The organism is Arthrobacter sp. Soil764 (assembly GCF_001428075.1).
Taxonomy (GTDB): Bacteria; Actinomycetota; Actinomycetes; order Actinomycetales; family Micrococcaceae; genus Arthrobacter.
Genome location: NZ_LMSI01000019.1, coordinates 126,644 through 143,479 on the forward strand (window position 1 = coordinate 126,644; position 16,836 = coordinate 143,479).

14 protein-coding genes are annotated in these 16,836 nt (G+C 63.9%); 3 read left to right on the forward strand and 11 right to left on the reverse strand.

What is annotated here, in order from left to right; all coding sequences use genetic code 11:
* Positions 1-88: 88 nt before the first annotated feature.
* Complete coding sequence (locus ASG86_RS10295; protein ID WP_056333455.1) at positions 89-712, forward strand: flavin reductase family protein; 624 nt, start codon at positions 89-91, stop codon at positions 710-712.
* 85 nt (positions 713-797) lie between these two features.
* On the opposite strand, the gene ASG86_RS10300 is transcribed toward ASG86_RS10295, so the two are convergent.
* The 8 genes from ASG86_RS10300 to ASG86_RS10335 form a co-directional block, all read right to left on the reverse strand.
* Positions 798-2,222: a glycoside hydrolase family 32 protein gene (locus ASG86_RS10300; RefSeq protein ID WP_056333458.1), complete on the reverse strand. Its 1,425-nt coding sequence runs from the start codon at positions 2,220-2,222 to the stop codon at positions 798-800.
* Between the two features lie 242 nt (positions 2,223-2,464).
* Positions 2,465-4,021, reverse strand: coding sequence for a glycoside hydrolase family 32 protein (locus tag ASG86_RS10305; RefSeq protein WP_056333461.1), 1,557 nt, complete (start codon positions 4,019-4,021; stop codon positions 2,465-2,467).
* Positions 4,018-5,127, reverse strand: coding sequence for an ATP-binding cassette domain-containing protein (locus ASG86_RS10310; protein ID WP_056333464.1), 1,110 nt, complete (start codon positions 5,125-5,127; stop codon positions 4,018-4,020). The genes ASG86_RS10305 and ASG86_RS10310 overlap by 4 nt, the downstream gene beginning before the upstream one ends.
* A complete protein-coding gene (locus ASG86_RS10315) occupies positions 5,124-6,086 on the reverse strand; it encodes an ABC transporter ATP-binding protein (RefSeq protein ID WP_056333467.1) in 963 nt (320 codons plus the stop codon). Before ASG86_RS10315 ends, ASG86_RS10310 begins: the two co-directional genes overlap by 4 nt.
* Complete coding sequence (locus tag ASG86_RS10320; protein ID WP_056333470.1) at positions 6,083-7,021, reverse strand: ABC transporter permease; 939 nt, start codon at positions 7,019-7,021, stop codon at positions 6,083-6,085. Before ASG86_RS10320 ends, ASG86_RS10315 begins: the two co-directional genes overlap by 4 nt.
* Before the next feature lie 11 nt (positions 7,022-7,032).
* A complete protein-coding gene (locus ASG86_RS10325) occupies positions 7,033-8,010 on the reverse strand; it encodes an ABC transporter permease (RefSeq protein ID WP_056333473.1) in 978 nt (325 codons plus the stop codon).
* A gap of 200 nt (positions 8,011-8,210) precedes the next feature.
* A complete protein-coding gene (locus ASG86_RS10330) occupies positions 8,211-9,878 on the reverse strand; it encodes an ABC transporter substrate-binding protein (RefSeq protein ID WP_056333476.1) in 1,668 nt (555 codons plus the stop codon).
* Between the two features lie 77 nt (positions 9,879-9,955).
* Positions 9,956-11,026, reverse strand: coding sequence for a LacI family DNA-binding transcriptional regulator (locus ASG86_RS10335; protein ID WP_056333481.1), 1,071 nt, complete (start codon positions 11,024-11,026; stop codon positions 9,956-9,958).
* A gap of 240 nt (positions 11,027-11,266) precedes the next feature.
* Between ASG86_RS10335 and ASG86_RS10340 the strand changes: the two genes are divergently transcribed.
* A complete protein-coding gene (locus ASG86_RS10340; RefSeq protein WP_082566754.1) occupies positions 11,267-12,334 on the forward strand; it encodes a LacI family DNA-binding transcriptional regulator in 1,068 nt (355 codons plus the stop codon).
* 11 nt (positions 12,335-12,345) lie between these two features.
* The gene (locus ASG86_RS10345; protein ID WP_056333486.1) at positions 12,346-13,341 is read left to right on the forward strand and encodes an aldo/keto reductase family protein; all 996 of its coding nucleotides are present in this window, start codon (positions 12,346-12,348) and stop codon (positions 13,339-13,341) included.
* 64 nt (positions 13,342-13,405) lie between these two features.
* Here ASG86_RS10345 and ASG86_RS10350 read toward each other — a convergent pair whose 3' ends face one another.
* Genes ASG86_RS10350 through ASG86_RS10360 form a run of 3 tightly spaced genes read right to left on the reverse strand, consistent with a single transcriptional unit; the run spans position 13,406 to position 16,832 of the window.
* Positions 13,406-14,350 carry a carbohydrate kinase family protein gene (locus ASG86_RS10350; protein ID WP_056333490.1) on the reverse strand — a complete coding sequence of 315 codons (945 nt, stop codon included), beginning with the start codon at positions 14,348-14,350 and terminating at the stop codon, positions 13,406-13,408.
* Positions 14,351-14,379: 29 nt separating this feature from the next.
* A complete protein-coding gene (locus tag ASG86_RS10355; RefSeq protein ID WP_056333493.1) occupies positions 14,380-15,897 on the reverse strand; it encodes a glycoside hydrolase family 32 protein in 1,518 nt (505 codons plus the stop codon).
* 23 nt (positions 15,898-15,920) lie between these two features.
* Complete coding sequence (locus ASG86_RS10360; RefSeq protein WP_056333496.1) at positions 15,921-16,832, reverse strand: carbohydrate ABC transporter permease; 912 nt, start codon at positions 16,830-16,832, stop codon at positions 15,921-15,923.
* Positions 16,833-16,836 lie beyond the last annotated feature (4 nt).

The following is a 16,836-nucleotide window of genomic DNA, read 5'->3' on the forward strand; positions in this document are numbered from 1 at the left end:
GTGACGTTCCGGAACTTGCGTGTCCCGGGCGAGTAGGGATCATCCCCTGAGGTGGTTGATATGGGTATCGAGAGGGCCGGGAGGGTATATGGCGCGGAAGGATTTTGATCCGGCCCAGATGCCGTCGAGGGATTTTTATCAGTTGTTGACGGCGGTGATTGTGCCGAGACCCATCGCCTGGGTGTCCACTACATCCGCGGAGGGTGTGGACAACCTTGCGCCGCACTCTTTCTACACGGTCGCGTCCGTGGATCCGCCGATTGTTCAGTTCACTTCCGTGGGTGAGAAGGACTCGTTGCGCAACATCCAGGCGCGAGGTGAATTCGTCGTGAATCTCACCCCGGCTTCGCTGTTTGAAGAGGTCAATGCCACAGGGACGGACTTTCCGGCGGCTGTGAGCGAGTTCGATGCAGTGGGACTGTCCCGGGAATCGAGCACAGTGGTGAGTCCTCCACGGGTAAAGGATTCGCCTGTGGCATTGGAGTGCCAATTGCATAGCATCTTGGAGGTGGGTAACTGCACGCTGGTGTTGGGCAGGGTGGTTTACGCGGTTGTGTCTACAAAGGTGCTCGACGGTGATCATCCGCAGATCGACCTTTTGGAACCCTTGTCCCGTTTGGGGCGCAATGAGTGGGGAACGCTCGGTGAGATCCAGGAGCTCCGCCGGATCCGGGCAAAGGATTGGCCCGGGCACTTCGGCCGAGCGAGGTAGGTCCTGGCTGTCTCGCCCGGCAGGCCTTTCTGCGGACCATACTCCTGGTCTGCAGAAAGGCCTGCCCGGACAGTCAGGGCGTGGGCTAACGTATCTCCGTGATTTCGCGAATGGTCAGGTTCCGGAAGGTGGCGGTTCCTTCATGGGCGTAGAGGCGGATTCCGTTGTCGCCTTCAAGCGGGAACACCCGGTGCGAGTGCACCACCCGACCATCTCCGACGAACATTTCCACGCTCGTAAGGTCCACGAGGATGCGGACGCTGAGACGTCCTGTCGAGGGGTCGATGGGAGTCTGGGTTTCGCCGCCGGTTGGGTTGACGGTCGGCCGTCTGTTGACATACACGAAGGGGCCCCGCAAGTATGCTCCGGCGGCCACGTGCCTGCCGCCGCCTGGTGCGCGGCACAGCTCAAGACCTACGTTGGCAGGTGGGGAAGACGGGTCCCACACGAGCTCACAGGTCAGGTCATAAGCGGCTGCGCGGACGTCGAGGTCGCGGGTGCCCCGTACAACTACATCACCCAGGACGTGGTCGCGCTTCACATAGTTTTCCAGCGCTGAGGTGGGGGCGGAAACGAGGTGATAAACACCGTCCGTCTGTTTGAGGCGGAGGTCGCGCACGATCATGTCATCGCCGTTGTAGGCGTCCGTCTCCAGGGTGGGCGTGTTGTGGGGGTAGTCCCAAAAGTTCGCCCAGCCAATTGCCCGGCGGAGCCTGCCGTCTTCCGCACCTGAGGTGTCGTGATGCGGATAGGTGACTGCTCCATAAAAGTCATAGCCGTAATCGAGCCATTCGGGCTCGGCCCGGTCCGGCGTGAATGACGTTCCGTCGAAGGCGCCCGTCCAGTAGGCGTAGGTTGCGGGCAGGCCGCGGCCTTTGCCGTTGGCACTCGTGCCGAGGATCCAGTGGGAGGTGCCGTCGTCAGCGGTCATCCGGAAGATATCAGGGCATTCCAGCAGCCCCAGATCCGTGCGCACGAACTCGCCGACGCGCTGCCAGGACCGCAGGTCCGCGGAGGTGTAGAAGCCGAGCTTCTGCCCCTCGGCGTTCGCCATGAACCACCGCCCCCGGTCAGCGTCCCAGATCACTTTGGGATCGCGGAAGTCCTGCACCCCGGGGTTCGGCAGCACCGGGGCTGAACTGGCCGCCTGGAACGAACGCCCGCGGTCGGTTGAGTACCAGAGGTACTGCGCTTGACGGCCTTCGGGTGCCTGCGTGACCAGGGCGATCACCGCACCCTCGCCGAACCCGGCAGTGTTCCGCTCGTCGACCACAAGGGATCCCGACCAGCAGTCGCCGTTGTTGTTGCTGAATTTCGGGATCGCGACGCCGCGGTCAGTGAACGTGACGTGATCCGTGGTGGTCGCGCGGCGCCACGATGTGCCTCCGCCGCCCTGCAGGTAGTCGCCGTTGTACAGGTAGTAGTAGTGGTATTCCCCGTCGATGTAGATGGGTCGCTGGGGGTCGTTCTTCCAGTTGTCGGGGACGTTGAAGTGATAGGTCGGGCGCATCCGGCGTGATCCTTTTGACATTGGGCCTTTTGAGCCGGGGTCAGGTGTCTTGGCCGTTACGGCAGCGGCGGGCCCGGCGAACGTTGCTGACAGTGCGAGCGAGCCGCTGAGCGCAGCCGCCCCGCTTCCGGTAATGAGTGACCGACGAGAGACCGTGGGTGAACCTTCCATGAGTTCCTTCTTGTTTTTGGGCAGCGTCGATGCTGCGGTGTGGGTGGTTTTTGATGTACAGCCCGACGTGGTCAGGGAAAGAGGCTCCGGTTACCGTCAAAGATGCCGGCCATGGTCCATGCGTCCAGGGACAGTATTTGGGCCGTGCCCTCGGCGGCAAGGCTGACGTGTTCCCCACCCAGTGTGGGGTAGACGCGCGCTGTCAGCGGTACTCCGTTGGCGAAAATTTCGACGGCGGACCGGTCCAGGATGACGCGCAGGTGCACCCGGCCTTCGGGCATGGGTACGGGCCCGGACTTTTCTTCCACATCAACGGCTGGATCGAGGCTGCTTTGGGTGCGGTCCAAGCGGAGCGTGCCATCGCCGGCGCCGTCAGCCGACCTGCGCAGCTCAATGACCGTTTCCTCGGCGGGGCGGCCGGAGGTGCCCCCGTCCTTGGAGCCCAGGACACCAAGCCGCAGCAGTGCGCCCGGTGCCAGTTGGAGCTCCAGCTCCAGGTCAAGTTGCTTGCCGGACAGGCCGGTTTCCAAGGGTTCCAGCAAACCGCACAGCATCTGGCCGGGCAAACGCACGTGGTCACGGCGCAGCTTCTCGATTTCCGGGACGGGTGCGAAGCGGAGAGAGCCGTCGTCCGCCGCCGTGACGGTCCGCGGCAGGCTCATGACGCCGGACCAGCCGGCCTCCACCATGGTGGCATCACTTCGGCCTTCCTGCATCCAGCCGAACATGACACGCCGGCCGGACTCATCCTGGAACGATTGCGGTGCGTAGAAAAAGCGGCCTCCGTAGTCGAGCCGGTGCAGCGCCGCAGGCTCGAAGGTATCCCCGGCGTACCGGCCGGTCCAGTACAGCGGGTGGCGGGTGTCGCCGTCGTTCCAGGCCGAGAAGACCAGCACGTCCGGTGAACCGTCGGACGGTGCAGACCCCAGCGAACCCTGTCCGGCCCGGAAAAGGTCCACGCATTCCCACATGGTCCCCGTCCAGTCAGTGCCTGCAGGATCTCCCTGGGAAGCATCGCCGATGAACAATGGCCCGACGTAGTTCCACGCCCGCAGATCAGTCGACTCGTACAGGAACGCCGTTCCGCCGCGCCCACGAATGCCCGAACCCACCAGCTGCCGCCACTTGGACCCTTCACGCCAAACGCAGTGATCGCGGTAGGCCGTAATGTCCACGCCAACCGGCGGTGCTGCAATCACGGGGTTTCCGGGGTCCTTGGTCCAGCTCAAAAGGTCCGGGGATCCCACGGCGACGCAGGGCAGCTCCTTGCCCTCGAACCGCCCCGAATACACCAGGGTGGGCGTGCCGCCGTCGTTCACCAATACTCCGGACCAGCAGCCCTCGGCGTCCGGCCCTTCGGACGGTTCCAGGGCAACAGGCTGGTCCGTCCAGGTGACGAGATCAGTGCTGGTGGCGTGGCCCCACTGAATGCGGTGGTGGAACGCGCCCTCCGGGTTATATTGGTAAAAGAGGTGGTACGTGCCGTTCCAGTGGCTGACGCCGTTGGGATCATTAAGCCAACCGGCCGGTGACACGAAATGGAAGCGCGGCCGCAGCGGATCGGCTTCGGCCCTGGCAACCAGCTCATCCTGGGGAACGGTTGCGAGCGGGTGCGTCAGGTCAGTCATGCGGAAGCCTTTTCTTGAGCGTTCGACGCCGGGAGGTTGGGTTGCGCCGGTTCGCCCGCCAGGGCATGGCCGGAGGCGCCGGCCCACGGCCGGTAAAGGTGGCAGCGCACCCAATGGCGGTTTCCAGGGTTTCCAACCTGATGCCGCACGGGTTCTTCGGCAGAACAGCGCTGGTCCGGGTCGCCGTCGTAAGCGCAGCTCGTCGAAGCCATGACCGCTTGCCGCAGTTCGGCCCGGCGGACAGGATCATACGAGCCCGCCCGGGCGGGATCCGGGACAGCCGAAACCAGTAGCTGCGTGTAGGGGTGCGCCGGGTTGGACAGCAAGTCCAGGGACTCGCCTTCCTCAACCAGTTCACCGGCGAACATGACCGCCGTGCGGTCCGCCAGGTAGCGGGCGGACGCGAGGTCGTGGGTGATATAGAGCATGGAGATGCCCTGCTCGTCGCGGAGCTTGCGCATCAGGTTCAGCACGCCGATCCGGACGGAAACATCCAGCATGGAGGTGGGCTCGTCGGCCAGGATGACCTGGGGTTCAACGGCGAGGGCCCGGGCAATCGCAACCCGCTGGCGCTGGCCGCCGGAGAGCTCGTGCGGATACGAGTCCAGCATGTCAGCCTGCAGGCCAACAGTGGTCATGAGCTCTTCGAGCCGGAGCCGGGTCTCCTCCCCGGAACCGCCACCCTTGCCGTGGATCGCCAGGGAACGGCGCAGGAAATGCTCGATCCTGTGGGCCGGGTTCAGGGAACCGAAGGGGTCCTGGAAGACCATCTGCAGCTGGGAACGGAAGGCCCGGGAGGCTTGGAAACGGTCGCGTTTGAGGATGTCGACGCCGTCGATCAGGATCGCGCCGGAGCTCGGCTTCTCGAGCCGGGCAACACAGCGCGCCAGGGTGCTCTTGCCGGAACCGGATTCCCCCACGAGCGCCACGATCTCGCCGCGGTTTATAGTCAGGTCCACGCCGTGCAGGGCGCGGACCGATCCCCGGGAGAACAGCCCGCCAATAGGGAAGGACTTGCCCAGACCACGGATTTCAAGGGCGGGGGTGGGGGTGGTGGAATCGGCCGCGGGGGAACCAGCGGCCGGGGACGTCAGGGAGTGGCTCATCGTGCGGCTCCTGCCAGGTCTGCGGAATTAATCACTGACGCGTCGGCACCAAGCGGGGCCACGAAATGACCGGGTGCCGCCTCGGTGAGGTCCGCTATGTTCCGGAACTTCACGCCGTCGGGCAGTCCCGTCAGCGGAACGCGCGGGCCGGTGAGGGGTGGAAACGCGCCCATCAGAGCCTGGGTGTAGGGGTGGCGGGGGTTGGCGTAGACGTCCTGGGCCTTCGCGGTCTCCACGATCCTGCCGCCGTACATCACGGCCATCCGGTGCGAGAGTTCCACCATGAGCGACATGTCGTGCGTGATGAACAGGACGGAGAAGCCGAGTTCGCGCTGAAGCTCCCTGATCTGTGCCATGATCTCCTGCTGCACCACCACGTCCAGCGCGGTGGTGGGTTCGTCAAGGATCAGCAGCGACGGCTTGAGCGCCACGGCCATGGCTATCACAGCGCGTTGACGCATGCCGCCTGAGAGCTGGTGTGGGTAGGACTTGAGGCGCGCGGGATCGATCCTCACGAGTTCAAGCAGTTCACCCGCCCGGCGCAGGGATTCCTTGCGGGTGTAGCCGGCGTGGGTGGTGAAGATGTCCACGATTTGTTCGCCGATGGTCAACACCGGATTGAGCGAGTTCATGGCTGACTGGAAGACCATGGCCACGTCCTGCCAGCGGAAGCGCCGCAGCTCCTCGGGGTTCATGGCCAGGACGTCCTTGCCGCCGAAGGAGATGCTGCCGCCGGCGATCTTCGCGGGATCCTTCAGGAGCCTCATGATCGAGTTGGCGATGGTGGACTTCCCGCAGCCGGACTCTCCTGCGAGGCCGAACACCTCACCGGTGCCGATGCTGAAGGAAACGCGGTCGACGGCGGTGGTGGAGCGGGTGTCGCCGATGTACTTGACGGTGAGGTCCTTGACGTCCAGGACGGGTTCGTGGGAGCCGAAGGATATTTGGGAGATGGTCATTTGGCGGCGCTCCTTTCGGTGTCTTTCGGGGTTTTGATTTTCCGCAGCCGCGGGTTGGTGACCTCGTCCACTGCATAGTTGATGAGGGCAAGGGCGAAGGCGACCAGTGCGATGCAGACGCCCGAGGGCACGAACACCCACCAGCTGCCGGTCAGCAGGGCGCCTTCGTTGCCTGCCCAGAAGAGGTTGTTTCCCCAGGAGACCGTGCTGGCATCGCCCAGGCCCAGGAACTCCAAGCCGGCCTGCGCGCCGATGCCGTAGATGACGCAGGCCAGCAGGGTGCCCATGACGATCGAGGCCATGTTGGGCAGGATTTCGCGGAACATGATCCTTCCGGCCCGTTCGCCGGACACCACGGCCGCAGCCACAAAGTCCTTGGAACGGATGGAGAGGGCCTGTGAGCGCAGGACGCGGGCTGAGCCTGCCCAGCCGGTAACCACGAGCACAAGAATCACCGTGCCCAGCCCCGGAGGCAGGAACGCGGCCAGGATGACCAGCAGCGGCAGGCCGGGAAGGAGCAGGAAGACGTTGGTTACCAGGGACAGCGCTTCGTCGATGAACTTCCCGAAGTACGCCGAGGCAAGTCCCACCAGGATGCCGATGAAGGTGGACGCGAAGCCCACGGTCAGCCCCACGAACAGCGAACTCCGGGAGCCGTGGATCGTCAGTGCGAGCACATCCTGTCCCTTGGCCGTCGTTCCCAGCCAGTGCTCGGCTGACGGTTCCAGCGAGGCCATGGCGGTGATCCGCGACGGGTCGCCGGGGAAAAGCAGCGGTGCCAGCAGGGCCAGTGCGATGAAGACGAGCATCACGGCCATGCCTGTCAGGGCTTTTTTGTTGGTGATGAGGCCGTGGACGAAGCTGCGGTTGGGCTTGCGGGCCGCCGGGGTCTTGTCGGCTGTTTTGCCGGGTTGCTGCAGGATTGCGGTTGTCATGATGTGTTCCCCTAGTTGCTGCGCACGCGCGGGTCGAGGCGGACGTAGAGGATGTCCACCAGGAAGTTCGCCAGCAGAACGGCGGCGGTGATGGTCAGGAACAGGCCCTGCATGAGCGGGTAGTCGAGGCCCTGGACGGCGTTGAGGAGTTGGTAGCCGACGCCGGGGTAGGCGAACACCACCTCGGTGAGCAGCGCACCGCCCACCACGAATCCCAGTCCCATGCCGAAGCTTGTGACTGACGGGAGCATGGCGTTTCGCGCCGCATACCGGAGCATGATGCGGCCCGGACGGAGTCCCTTGGCTTCGGCCATGGTGATGTAGTCCTCGGAATTGGTGGCGATCATGGTGTTCCGCATGCCCAACATCCAGCCGCCGATGGAAACCAGCACGATGGTCAGTGCCGGTAGCACCAGGTGGGCGCCGACGTCGCCGATGAACTCCCAGGTGAACCCGGGCTCCAGGCCGGCGGTGAAGGCGTGCCGGATGGGGAACCAGTTCAGTACTACGCCGAACAGGTACAGGGCACCCATCGCGAGCCAGAAGTAGGGGAACGAGCCAATGAATACCAGCAGCGGTGGAAGTGCGGAGTCGACCGCGCCGCCGCGGCGCCAGGCTGCCAGGACGCCCAGCAGGTTACCCACGACGGCGGCAATCACCAGGGCGGTTCCGCCGAGCAGGAGGGTCCAGCCGATCTGGGACGAAATGACCTCGGTGACCGGGGTGGGGAACCGGGAGATGGAAACGCCCATTTGCCCGGTGAAGATGTTGGTCAGGTAGCCGATGTACTGCTCCCAGAGGGGCCGGTCGTCAACGCCGAGCAGCTTGCGCAGGGCCTCGATCTGTTCAGGCTGCATTCTGTCCTGGGAACGGGCAAACATGCGGGAGACGGGATCCCCCGGCATGAAGCGCGGGAGCAGGAAATTCAGGGTGATGGATGCCCAGAAGGCGATCAGGTAGAAACCCAGGCGGCGCAGGATGAAGCGCACGGTTTCCCTCCATTCGGGAATTGCGGAAAGTTTTGGTTGCACGCCCGGCGGGGATGTCCGTCCATACGGCGAGGTGCCGCCGGGCGTGCAGTTCAGGGCTGGCCGCCGGGGATGCCGGCGGCCAGCTGGTGTGGGCGGGTGGGCCCACGCCGCCAGGGTTCGCTAGCCGAAGCGGAGCGAGGCCAGGGAGGCGGTGGGGATTACTTGCGCGGTTCCAGCGTGGTCAGCACCAGCACCGTGGTGGGCGACTTCACCGAGAGGGTTGCGTAGGGGTTGCCCTCGGTGGGCCAGCCGGTGAAGCGGGTGTCGTTGAAGGCGCCCCATTCCGGGCCGGAGAACAGCGGCACCAGCGGTGCGGCGTCGTTGTACTCTTCCTGCAGCTTGTTGGCGATGTCCTTTTGCTTGGACTCGTCGGCCTCTGCAGCGAATTCCGCCAGCAGGGCGTCAGCTTTGGGGTCGCCGAAGCGGTGGTAGTTGTCGAACGCCTTGGTGCCCACCGGCTTCACTGTGGCTGTGCCCATGGAGGCGTTGAAGTACTTGTACGGGCTCGGGTCGTTGGCGCTCCAAACGATGCCGGAGTCGAAGTCGCCGGTCTCGTAGCCGGCAACCACGGCGGCCCAGTCGGGGGATTCCACCTTGGCCGTAACGCCAACCTCTGCCAGGTTTTGGGAGATCACGTTGGCAACCGACAGCCAGTCGGAAGAAGTCGCGCCCACGGAGATCTTGAATTCGAAGGGCTTGCCGTCCTTGAGGGTGCGTTTGCCGCCGGCACCCTTGGGGTAACCCGCTTTGTCCAGCAGGTCATTGGCTTTCTGGACGTCATGGTTGGTCCAGGTGCAGTTGTCCTTGACCTCGGTGTTCTTCCAGGTCTCGTAGTTGCCGGAGAGTCCGGTGCAGTCTGCAGGCTTGGCGTAGCCGCTCATGCCGATCTTGGTCACCTGCTCCCGGTCAACGGCCATGCTCAGGGCCTTGCGGACATCAACATCGTTGAAGGGGGCCTTGGTGGTGTTGAGCTGCCAGTTGATCATGGCACCCGTGGCCGGGAACCAGTACTGCCGGTGCTCCTTGTCCTTGGAAACGAACGTCTTTTCGATGTTCGGGATGTACTGCGGAGCCCAGTCCACGTCGCCGTTCGCGGCGGCGAGGTTGGCGCCGTCGTTACCTGCAAAGGCAAGCATCTTTATACCGGCGATCTTCTGCTTTTCCGGCTGCCAGTAGTTGGGGTTCTTCTTCAGCACGAAGGACTGGGCCTGAAAGCTGTCCACCTCGGTGTAAGGGCCTGTGCCGACCGGTTTGGCGTTGGCGTCCTTTTCCGGATCGGCCAGCGCGGACCAGATGTGCTTGGGCAGGATGCTCAGCTGACCGACGTCGTAGAGGGCGGGGGACCAGGGCTTGTTGAAGTTGAACGTGACTTTGTTGCCTTCTGCGGCCACGCCGTCAAGGTACTCGTAGCCGCCCTTGAGTTTTTTCTGAAGCTCGAAGGTGTACGCGACGTCGTCGGCAACCAACGGTTGTCCGTCGGACCACTTCACGCCGTCCCGGAGGGTGAAACTGATGGACTTGCCGTCGTCGGCGGCCTTCCATTCAGTGGCGAGCCACGGCACCGTGTCTCCCTTGGCGGGGTTGAAGATCAGCAGCGACTCGTAGATGGACTGCTGGACCATCGGGTTGACGGTGGGCGCGAACGGGTTGAAGTTTTGGACGAACGTGCCCATGTCCTCACGCGGGATGGTGAGAAAGGCACTGGCGTTCGCCGCGGCGTCGGTGCCGGCAGGCTTGTTGGCTGCACAGCCGGTCAGCAGGAGTGCGCCTACGGCAAGTCCGGCTGCCGTTACGCGGGCAGCCCTCAGGAATCGGGGTTGTGTCATGATGGGTATCTCTTTCCTATCTTCATCAGCAAGGTGAAGGGGTGGGGGAGGGTTGCTCTTCGCTATTGATTTCGCGGTCAGACCGAAGAGCGTTCTAGCAGCGGACAGCCGACTAATTGCTGGTCGGCAATTATCGGCTGTCCTGCTGTCAGGGCTGCGAGCGTCTGGACTCCCAGGGCGCCCATTTTTTCGAACGGCAACGCAACCGTGGTCAGCTTGGGCCTGAGGTAGGCCGCAATCAGTTCCTGGTTGTCGAAGCCAATCACGGCGATGTCTCCGGGGATGGTCAGGCCCCGTTCTTTGATGGCGTCGTAAGCGCCCATCGCCATGCGGTCATTGAGGCAGAACAGCGCGGTTGGCCTGTCCTCCTGCGGGTAGCGGTCCAGGATGCGGCACGCGGCCTCATACCCGCCGTCCGCCGTTGCATATCCGGGCACCACGAGCCCGGGGTCCAGCTCCAGTCCGGCTTCGGCGAGTGCTTCGCGTGCACCCGCCAAACGCCCGATTGCCGCGGGAATGTCCGGATCCAGGTTGATGACTCCGATCCTGCGGTGGCCGGCCTGGAGCAAGCGTTCGACGGCGACGCGGCCCCCCGCACGCTCGTCCGGGACGATCGAGGGAAGCTTCCCGTCGGCGTCGAAGCAGTTGATCAGGACGGTGGGTACTTCCTTGGTGCTTTCCGGCACGTGCACGCCACGGTGGAACGTGGCTGCGTAGAGAAGTCCTTCCACCCGCTGCTCCAGCAGCTTCTCGGTTGCTGCGTCCTCCAGGCCCTGGTTGGGTCCTACGGCATCGGCCTGGTCGGAGGGCGCGATGAGCAGGAACTTGCGGTCCAGCCAGGCCTGGTCTTGTGCACCTTTGATGATGTCGACGGCGAACGGTGCCGTCACGATCTCGGTGACAATCCCGTACCAGTCACTGCGCTGGGATGCCAGCGCACGTGCTCCGGCGTTCGGGCGGTAGCCCAAGGCCTGAACGGCTTCGTTGATCCGGGCGCGGGTTTCCTCGGAGATGCTGGCATTTTCGCGGTTGCTCAGCACGAACGAAACCGCAGTCCGGGAAACCCCGGCGTGCTTGGCAACATCATTCATGGTGACACCCCGCTGCCGTGCAGCCGCGGCAGGTTTCGAGGTAGTGGTCTTCGCCATTGAATGCTCCGTGGTGGTGGTGATGCTGCCAGGATAGGTAACGCGCGTTACTTGGTGCGTGTGATAGAGGTTACGCGCGTTACTGGAACGGTGTCAAGGGGTTGCTCCTGGACTTCACTTGGAGTGCCCGCATTGACTCCGTCCCTCCAGGATGGAGAACCTCATTGCTGGCAAAGACTGGATGGCGTGACCTGTTGCAAGCGCTTGCGGTGGCGGTCAGCGGCGGCCTAGCATGGGCGCATGACAGCCAGCGTGGAATCGGTCGCTGAGATGGCAGGCGTCTCGGTATCAACGGTCTCTCGTGCCCTTCGCGACATTCCTGGCGTATCGTCGGCCACTCGCAAGCGCGTGCAAGAGGCAGCGCGGGAACTGGGCTACTCGGCGTCTCCGGCTGCTTCCCGGCTTGCGACGGGCAGGACCCGCGCCGTCGGCATTGTGGTGCCGGTCCTGGCAAAGTGGTTTTTCGGAAAGGTCATCGGTGAAGCAGCGCAAACGCTCCGTGAAGCCGGGTTTGACGTGCTCCTTTTTGAGCTGGCCACCCTTGCGCAGCGGGAGCGGTTCTTCGGCGGTGCGCATCTGCATGGCCGGACCGACGGCGTCATCATCATCGCGCTGCAGCCCACCGGAGACGAGTTGGAATTGCTCGCTTCCCAAGGCCAGGCAGTGGCGTTGCTTGGTGCGGAAGCACCGGGCATCGGATCGGTATCAGTGGACAACGCCGGCGCAGGGCAGGCAGCCGTGAGGCACCTGCTGAATCTGGGCCACGAACGGATCGCGTTCATCGGCATCCGTGATGACGACGGCAGCAACCTCGGCGGTGTCCCTCCCTTGCAGCGGCTCATGGGCTATCGGGAGGCCCTCTCCACGGCCGGTCTGCCCCAGGACGTCACGCTTGAACAGTTTGATGAGAACAGTGTTGCCGGGGGTGCCCTTGCCATGTCGCGGCTGTTGGTTTCGGAGCATGTCCCGACAGCGGCTTTTGTTGCTTCCGATGAGATGGCTTTCGGTGTTCTGAAAGTCCTCCGCAAGGCAGGCCTGGATGTTCCGCGCGATTTCTCCGTGCTGGGGTTCGACAATCATGAGCTCGGCGACGTCGTGGACCTGACAACCATGGACCACGAAGTAGCCGAACAGGGACGGGACGCCGCCCGGATCCTCCTGGACGTCCTGGATGGACGGTCCCCTGCTGCCATCGTGCGTCCCGCGCGCCTGGTTGTGCGGGAGACCACTGCACCTCCCCGTGCACTGCGCTTAGCTGCCGGCACCCCGGATTCTTCCCATTCCGCCGGACACCCCGGCACCCCTTGAAAGGAAACTTCATGCAATACCGCAAACTCGGCACCAGCGGCATGTACGTCAGCGCCATAGCGCTGGGTAACTGGGCTACGCACGGCGAAACGGTGGAGCAGGACCTCGCCACGGAATGCGTCCGCAAAGCGTTGGATCTGGGCATCACCACTTTTGATACCGCGGATGCCTATGCAGGCACCAAGGCCGAATCCATGCTCGGCGAGGCCCTGAAGGGAGTCCGCCGCGAAGGCGTGGAAATCATGACCAAGGCGTTCTTCCCCACGGGGCCGGGCAAGAACGACCGCGGGCTGTCCCGCAAGCACGTGATGGAATCGATCAACGGTTCACTGAGGCGGCTGCAGATGGATTACGTGGACGTTTACCAGGCTCATCGCTACGACTACGAAACCCCGCTGGAGGAAACCATGGGGGCCTTCGCGGACATCGTGCATGCCGGCAAAGCCCACTACATCGGCGTGTCCGAATGGACCGTCGAAGAGATCCGTGCCGGCGCAGCGCTGGCGGCCGAACTGGGCATCCGGCTGGTGTCGAGCCAACCGCAGTACAACATGCTGTGGCGCGTGATCGAGCCGGAGGTGGTGCCGGTCTGCGAAGAGCTGGGGATTACCCAGGTCTGCTGGTCGCCGCTGGCCCAAGGCGTGCTGAGCGGCAAATACGGCGCTTCGAAGGCGCCGGCCGGCAGCCGTTTCAGCGACGAAGACGGGGGACTGAAGACCGTACACAGGTTCATGCAGCCGGAAGTGCTGGAACGTGTTGAAAAGCTCAAGCCCATAGCCCAGGATCTGGGCGTGCCCTTAGCCACCCTGGCCGTGGCCTGGGTGTTGGCCAACCCAAACGTTTCCGCAGCGATTGTCGGCGCCAGCCGCCCCGAACAACTCGACGACACAGTCAAGGCTGCCGAATTGGTCCTGGGACCCGAAACGCTTGAACTGATCGACGATGCCCTTGGCGATGTTGTGGAGCGCGACCCTGCGAAGGTCGAGTCATTTCCGGAGCGGGTTTAGGCCGGCGGCCGCGGTGACCTATAGGCGCCGCGGCCAAGGCAGGTTCTTGGCGGGGAGGGGCCTGCTAGAACGAAAGCTGGGGCTGAAGCTTTGTGCGGAGTTCATCTTCAGTTGGAGGCCGGGCACCGGCCCGGGATACGGTGATCGCGGCCGCAGCGGCCGCCGTGCGTCCCAGCTGGTCGAGGACAGCGGGCGCGAGGCCGCCGGTGCCGCGGGTGAGGAGTCCCAGGATCAGGGCTGACGTATAGGAATCGCCGGCGCCGATGGTGTCAGCAACAGAGGTCTTTACTGCAGGGATGCTGAGGCTCGTGGTGGGGGTCGCGAGCAATGAGCCTGATGATCCCTTGGTGATGACAGCCAGGTCTGCTCCCAAGCCCAGGATGTGTGTTGCAGTTTCCTCCAGGGTCTTTTCCGGGTAAAGCCACTGGGCATCCTCATCGCTGAGTTTGACGACGTCCGTCAGGTGTACCAGGTCCTCGAAAGTGTGCCGTGCTTGGGCGTGGGTTCCGAGCAGGTCCGGCCTGATGTTGGGGTCGTACGTGATGGTGCACTGGCCGCGGAGCTGCTGGAGGATTGCCTTGACCGCGCCGGCACCCGGTGAGAGGAAACTTGCGATCGAACCGGTGTGAAGGACCTTGGGCGGGGCGGGTGCCAGGTCCAGCGGTTCCACGTCCCAGCTGATGTCGAAGGCGTAGCTGGCCGAACCATCGCGGGCGATCGTGGCGGTCGCCGTCGACGTTCTCTCCAACGACCGGGCGCCGGGCAGGATCATCACGCCGGCGCCGGTGAGGTGCTCCTCGAGCGCATCACCACGGCGGTCAGCGCCCATGGAAGTGAGCAGCCCCGTGCTGACTCCAAGACGGGCCAGGCCGTAGGCGACATTGGCCGGCGACCCGCCGGGATACTCATGCGTCCCCGCCGGAGTGGTGACGACGTCGGTTAGGGCTTCCCCGACAACGACGACGTCCAATACCTGCCGCGAAGAGTGCGGTTTGCCGCTGTTATCCATTTTCGTTGTTCCTTGCTGTGGGTGCCGCGCTACGCGAGCTGCTTGACCTGGAGGCTGCGGATGGTTGCAGCACCGCCGACGGCGTAGACGGCGAGGCTGGTGCATGTTTCGGCCGGGAAGATCAGTTCGGTCATGGTGACCTGGCCGTCTTGGGCGAACACTTCAACAGAGCAGCGGTCCACGAAGATGGTGAGGTCGTAGGAGCCCTGCTTTCCCCGTACCGGAGCGGTATCGATGGAGGGGAAGGAATCGTGGAAGCCTGTCTGCCCGGATTCCCGCCGGTCAACAAACAGGGTGCCTTCATCAGGGCGGATGCCCACGCGGGTTCCCTTCGCGCCGTCTCCACGCAGGATGAGACCGAATTCCTCTGCACTTCCGGAGGTGAAGCTGACGTCAATGCGCTGGACCGTGCCGGCGGCGCCGGGCAGAACCTGCACGCCATCGTGGATGGTGGTTCCAGAAAGGCAGAACGCTTCCGGATCGGCCAGGCCGCCCCAGTCACCGGCCGGCTGCTGGACCAGGCACAGCTCTCCACCGCTGGTCCGGAGCGAAATTTCGCGGGCGAGGCTCATGGGGCTGCGCCAGGGCGAGGTGGGGATGTGGTTGGCGTATTCCCAGTTGTTCATCCAGGCGATCATGAGCCGGCGGTTGTCCGGGGCGTCGCTGAAGGAGACAGCGGCGTAGTAGTCCCGGCCCCAGTCCAGCCACCGGTAATCTCCCAGCCGGCCAGGGTCCTGGAGGCCTTCGGTTACGGTGCTGTCGGAGGTGAACGTGGTCCCGTCGAAGTCGCCGATAAAGTACTGGCCGGCTGAGCCGCCGTTGGGACCACCGGGGTTGAGGTTGACGGTGAGGACCCACTTGAGGTTTTCAGGGTCGTCGTCCACCGGCAGGGGAAACAGGTCAGGGCATTCCCAGACGCCGCCTGTGGCGTTTGCGGGGCCGAAAGTGCTCAGCAGTTCCCAGCTCTTCAGGTCGTCTGACTTGTAGAGCACCACCTGGAAGTCCGTGGCTTCGACGGCGACCATCACCCAGTAGCTGCCCGCACCGCCGTCGTACCTTATGACCTTGGGGTCGCGGAACTCGGCGGACCCGCGGTCAAGCACAGGGTTGCCTCCATGTTTCGTCCACGTATAGCCCCCGTCCAGGCTGTAGGCCAGGGACTGGGCCTGGACGCCCTCGTGTACGGAGCCCGGTTTGAAAGCGCTGGTGTAGATGGCCACGAGCGGGGCTACGGACCCGCTGCCGAATCCACTGGTGTTGTGGCGGTCGTAGACGATGCTGCCGGAAAAGATGTCTTCGTTGTCATCACACGCGATGGCCACTGGGTGTTCAGTCCAGGTCAGCAAATCGGTGGAGGTGGCGTGACCCCATGACATGTTTCCCCAGACATTTCCCAGCGGGTTGTTCTGGTAGTACAGGTGGTAGACGCCGTCATGAAAGATCAGGCCGTTGGGATCATTGAGCCAGGTGTCTTTTGCCGTGTAGTGCAGGGCCGGACGGTAGCTGCCTGCTGTGGCTGCGGTGTGAGTCGAAGTAAGTGTGTCCACGAGGTTCCTTTTGAGGTTTGGTGTTATTTGCTCGCGCCGGCCGTGAGGCCCTCGCGCAGGGTGCGCTGGCCGAAGATGAAGACCACCAGTGCGGGCAGCATGGACAGGATCACGCCGGCGAGGACCACCGATATGCTCCCCGTGCCGAGGTTGCCTTGGAGCGTTACCAGGCCGAGGGGGAGGGTGAAGTTCTGTTCGCTGATGGTCAGGATCAGTGGCCGGAAGAACTCGTTCCAGTGGAAATTGAAGGCCAGGATCCCGACGATTGCCATGCCGGGGACCGCAAGGGGGACATAGACAGAACGAAAGATCCGCCATGGTCCGGCACCATCCAGGGCGGCTGCTTCCGCAAAGTCGTTTGGCAGGCCCAGGAAGTATTGGCGCATCAGGAACGTGCCGAAGGCGGTGGGAATGGCCGGCAGGATCAGGGCCAGCAGGGTGTCGGACAGGCCCATCCCTCGAATGAGCATAAATACGGGGACGATCGTGACCTGCACAGGGACCATCATGGTGGCCAGCACCAGCGAGAAGATGGCGTTCTTTCCGCGGAAGTCCAGGCGGGCGAAGGCGTAGCCGGCCAGGGTGGCGGAAGCCATCTGGCCAAGTGCGATCAGGCCGGTCACCAGCGCGCTGTTCAGGACGAGGAGGCCAACGTTGATCTGCTTGAACACCTCTTGATAAGCCGTGAAGTCCGGGTTGATGGGCAGGAAGGACGGCGGCAGGTTGAATGATTCCGACGGCGTCCGCAGCGAAGTGGACAGCGTCCACAGGACAGGGCCGAGGGTCAGCGCGGCAGCCACGGCCAGGGCCGTGTACCTCCCGACGGTTGCGGCAGCCGGGAGGCGGCGGTTGCGGTAGTGCTTGCGGGTGGCCGGTGTGCCGGTGGTGGAACCCGTATGCTCCTTGGTCCCGGTATGCAGGGTCTGGCTGGACATGAGG

Excerpts from the sequence above, each read along its gene's own strand:
- ASG86_RS10335 (WP_056333481.1), bottom strand. The coding sequence starts at position 11,026 with ATGGCGAAGACCACTACCTCGAAACCTGCCGCGGCTGCACGGCAGCGG.
- ASG86_RS10320 (WP_056333470.1), bottom strand. The coding sequence starts at position 7,021 with ATGACAACCGCAATCCTGCAGCAACCCGGCAAAACAGCCGACAAGACC.
- ASG86_RS10300 (WP_056333458.1), bottom strand. The coding sequence starts at position 2,222 with ATGCGCCCGACCTATCACTTCAACGTCCCCGACAACTGGAAGAACGAC.
- ASG86_RS10350 (WP_056333490.1), bottom strand. The coding sequence starts at position 14,350 with ATGGATAACAGCGGCAAACCGCACTCTTCGCGGCAGGTATTGGACGTC.
- ASG86_RS10295 (WP_056333455.1), top strand. The coding sequence starts at position 89 with ATGGCGCGGAAGGATTTTGATCCGGCCCAGATGCCGTCGAGGGATTTT.
- ASG86_RS10305 (WP_056333461.1), bottom strand. The coding sequence starts at position 4,021 with ATGACTGACCTGACGCACCCGCTCGCAACCGTTCCCCAGGATGAGCTG.
- ASG86_RS10340 (WP_082566754.1), top strand. The coding sequence starts at position 11,267 with ATGACAGCCAGCGTGGAATCGGTCGCTGAGATGGCAGGCGTCTCGGTA.
- ASG86_RS10345 (WP_056333486.1), top strand. The coding sequence starts at position 12,346 with ATGCAATACCGCAAACTCGGCACCAGCGGCATGTACGTCAGCGCCATA.
- ASG86_RS10360 (WP_056333496.1), bottom strand. The coding sequence starts at position 16,832 with ATGTCCAGCCAGACCCTGCATACCGGGACCAAGGAGCATACGGGTTCC.
- ASG86_RS10330 (WP_056333476.1), bottom strand. The coding sequence starts at position 9,878 with ATGACACAACCCCGATTCCTGAGGGCTGCCCGCGTAACGGCAGCCGGA.
- ASG86_RS10315 (WP_056333467.1), bottom strand. The coding sequence starts at position 6,086 with ATGACCATCTCCCAAATATCCTTCGGCTCCCACGAACCCGTCCTGGAC.
- ASG86_RS10310 (WP_056333464.1), bottom strand. The coding sequence starts at position 5,127 with ATGAGCCACTCCCTGACGTCCCCGGCCGCTGGTTCCCCCGCGGCCGAT.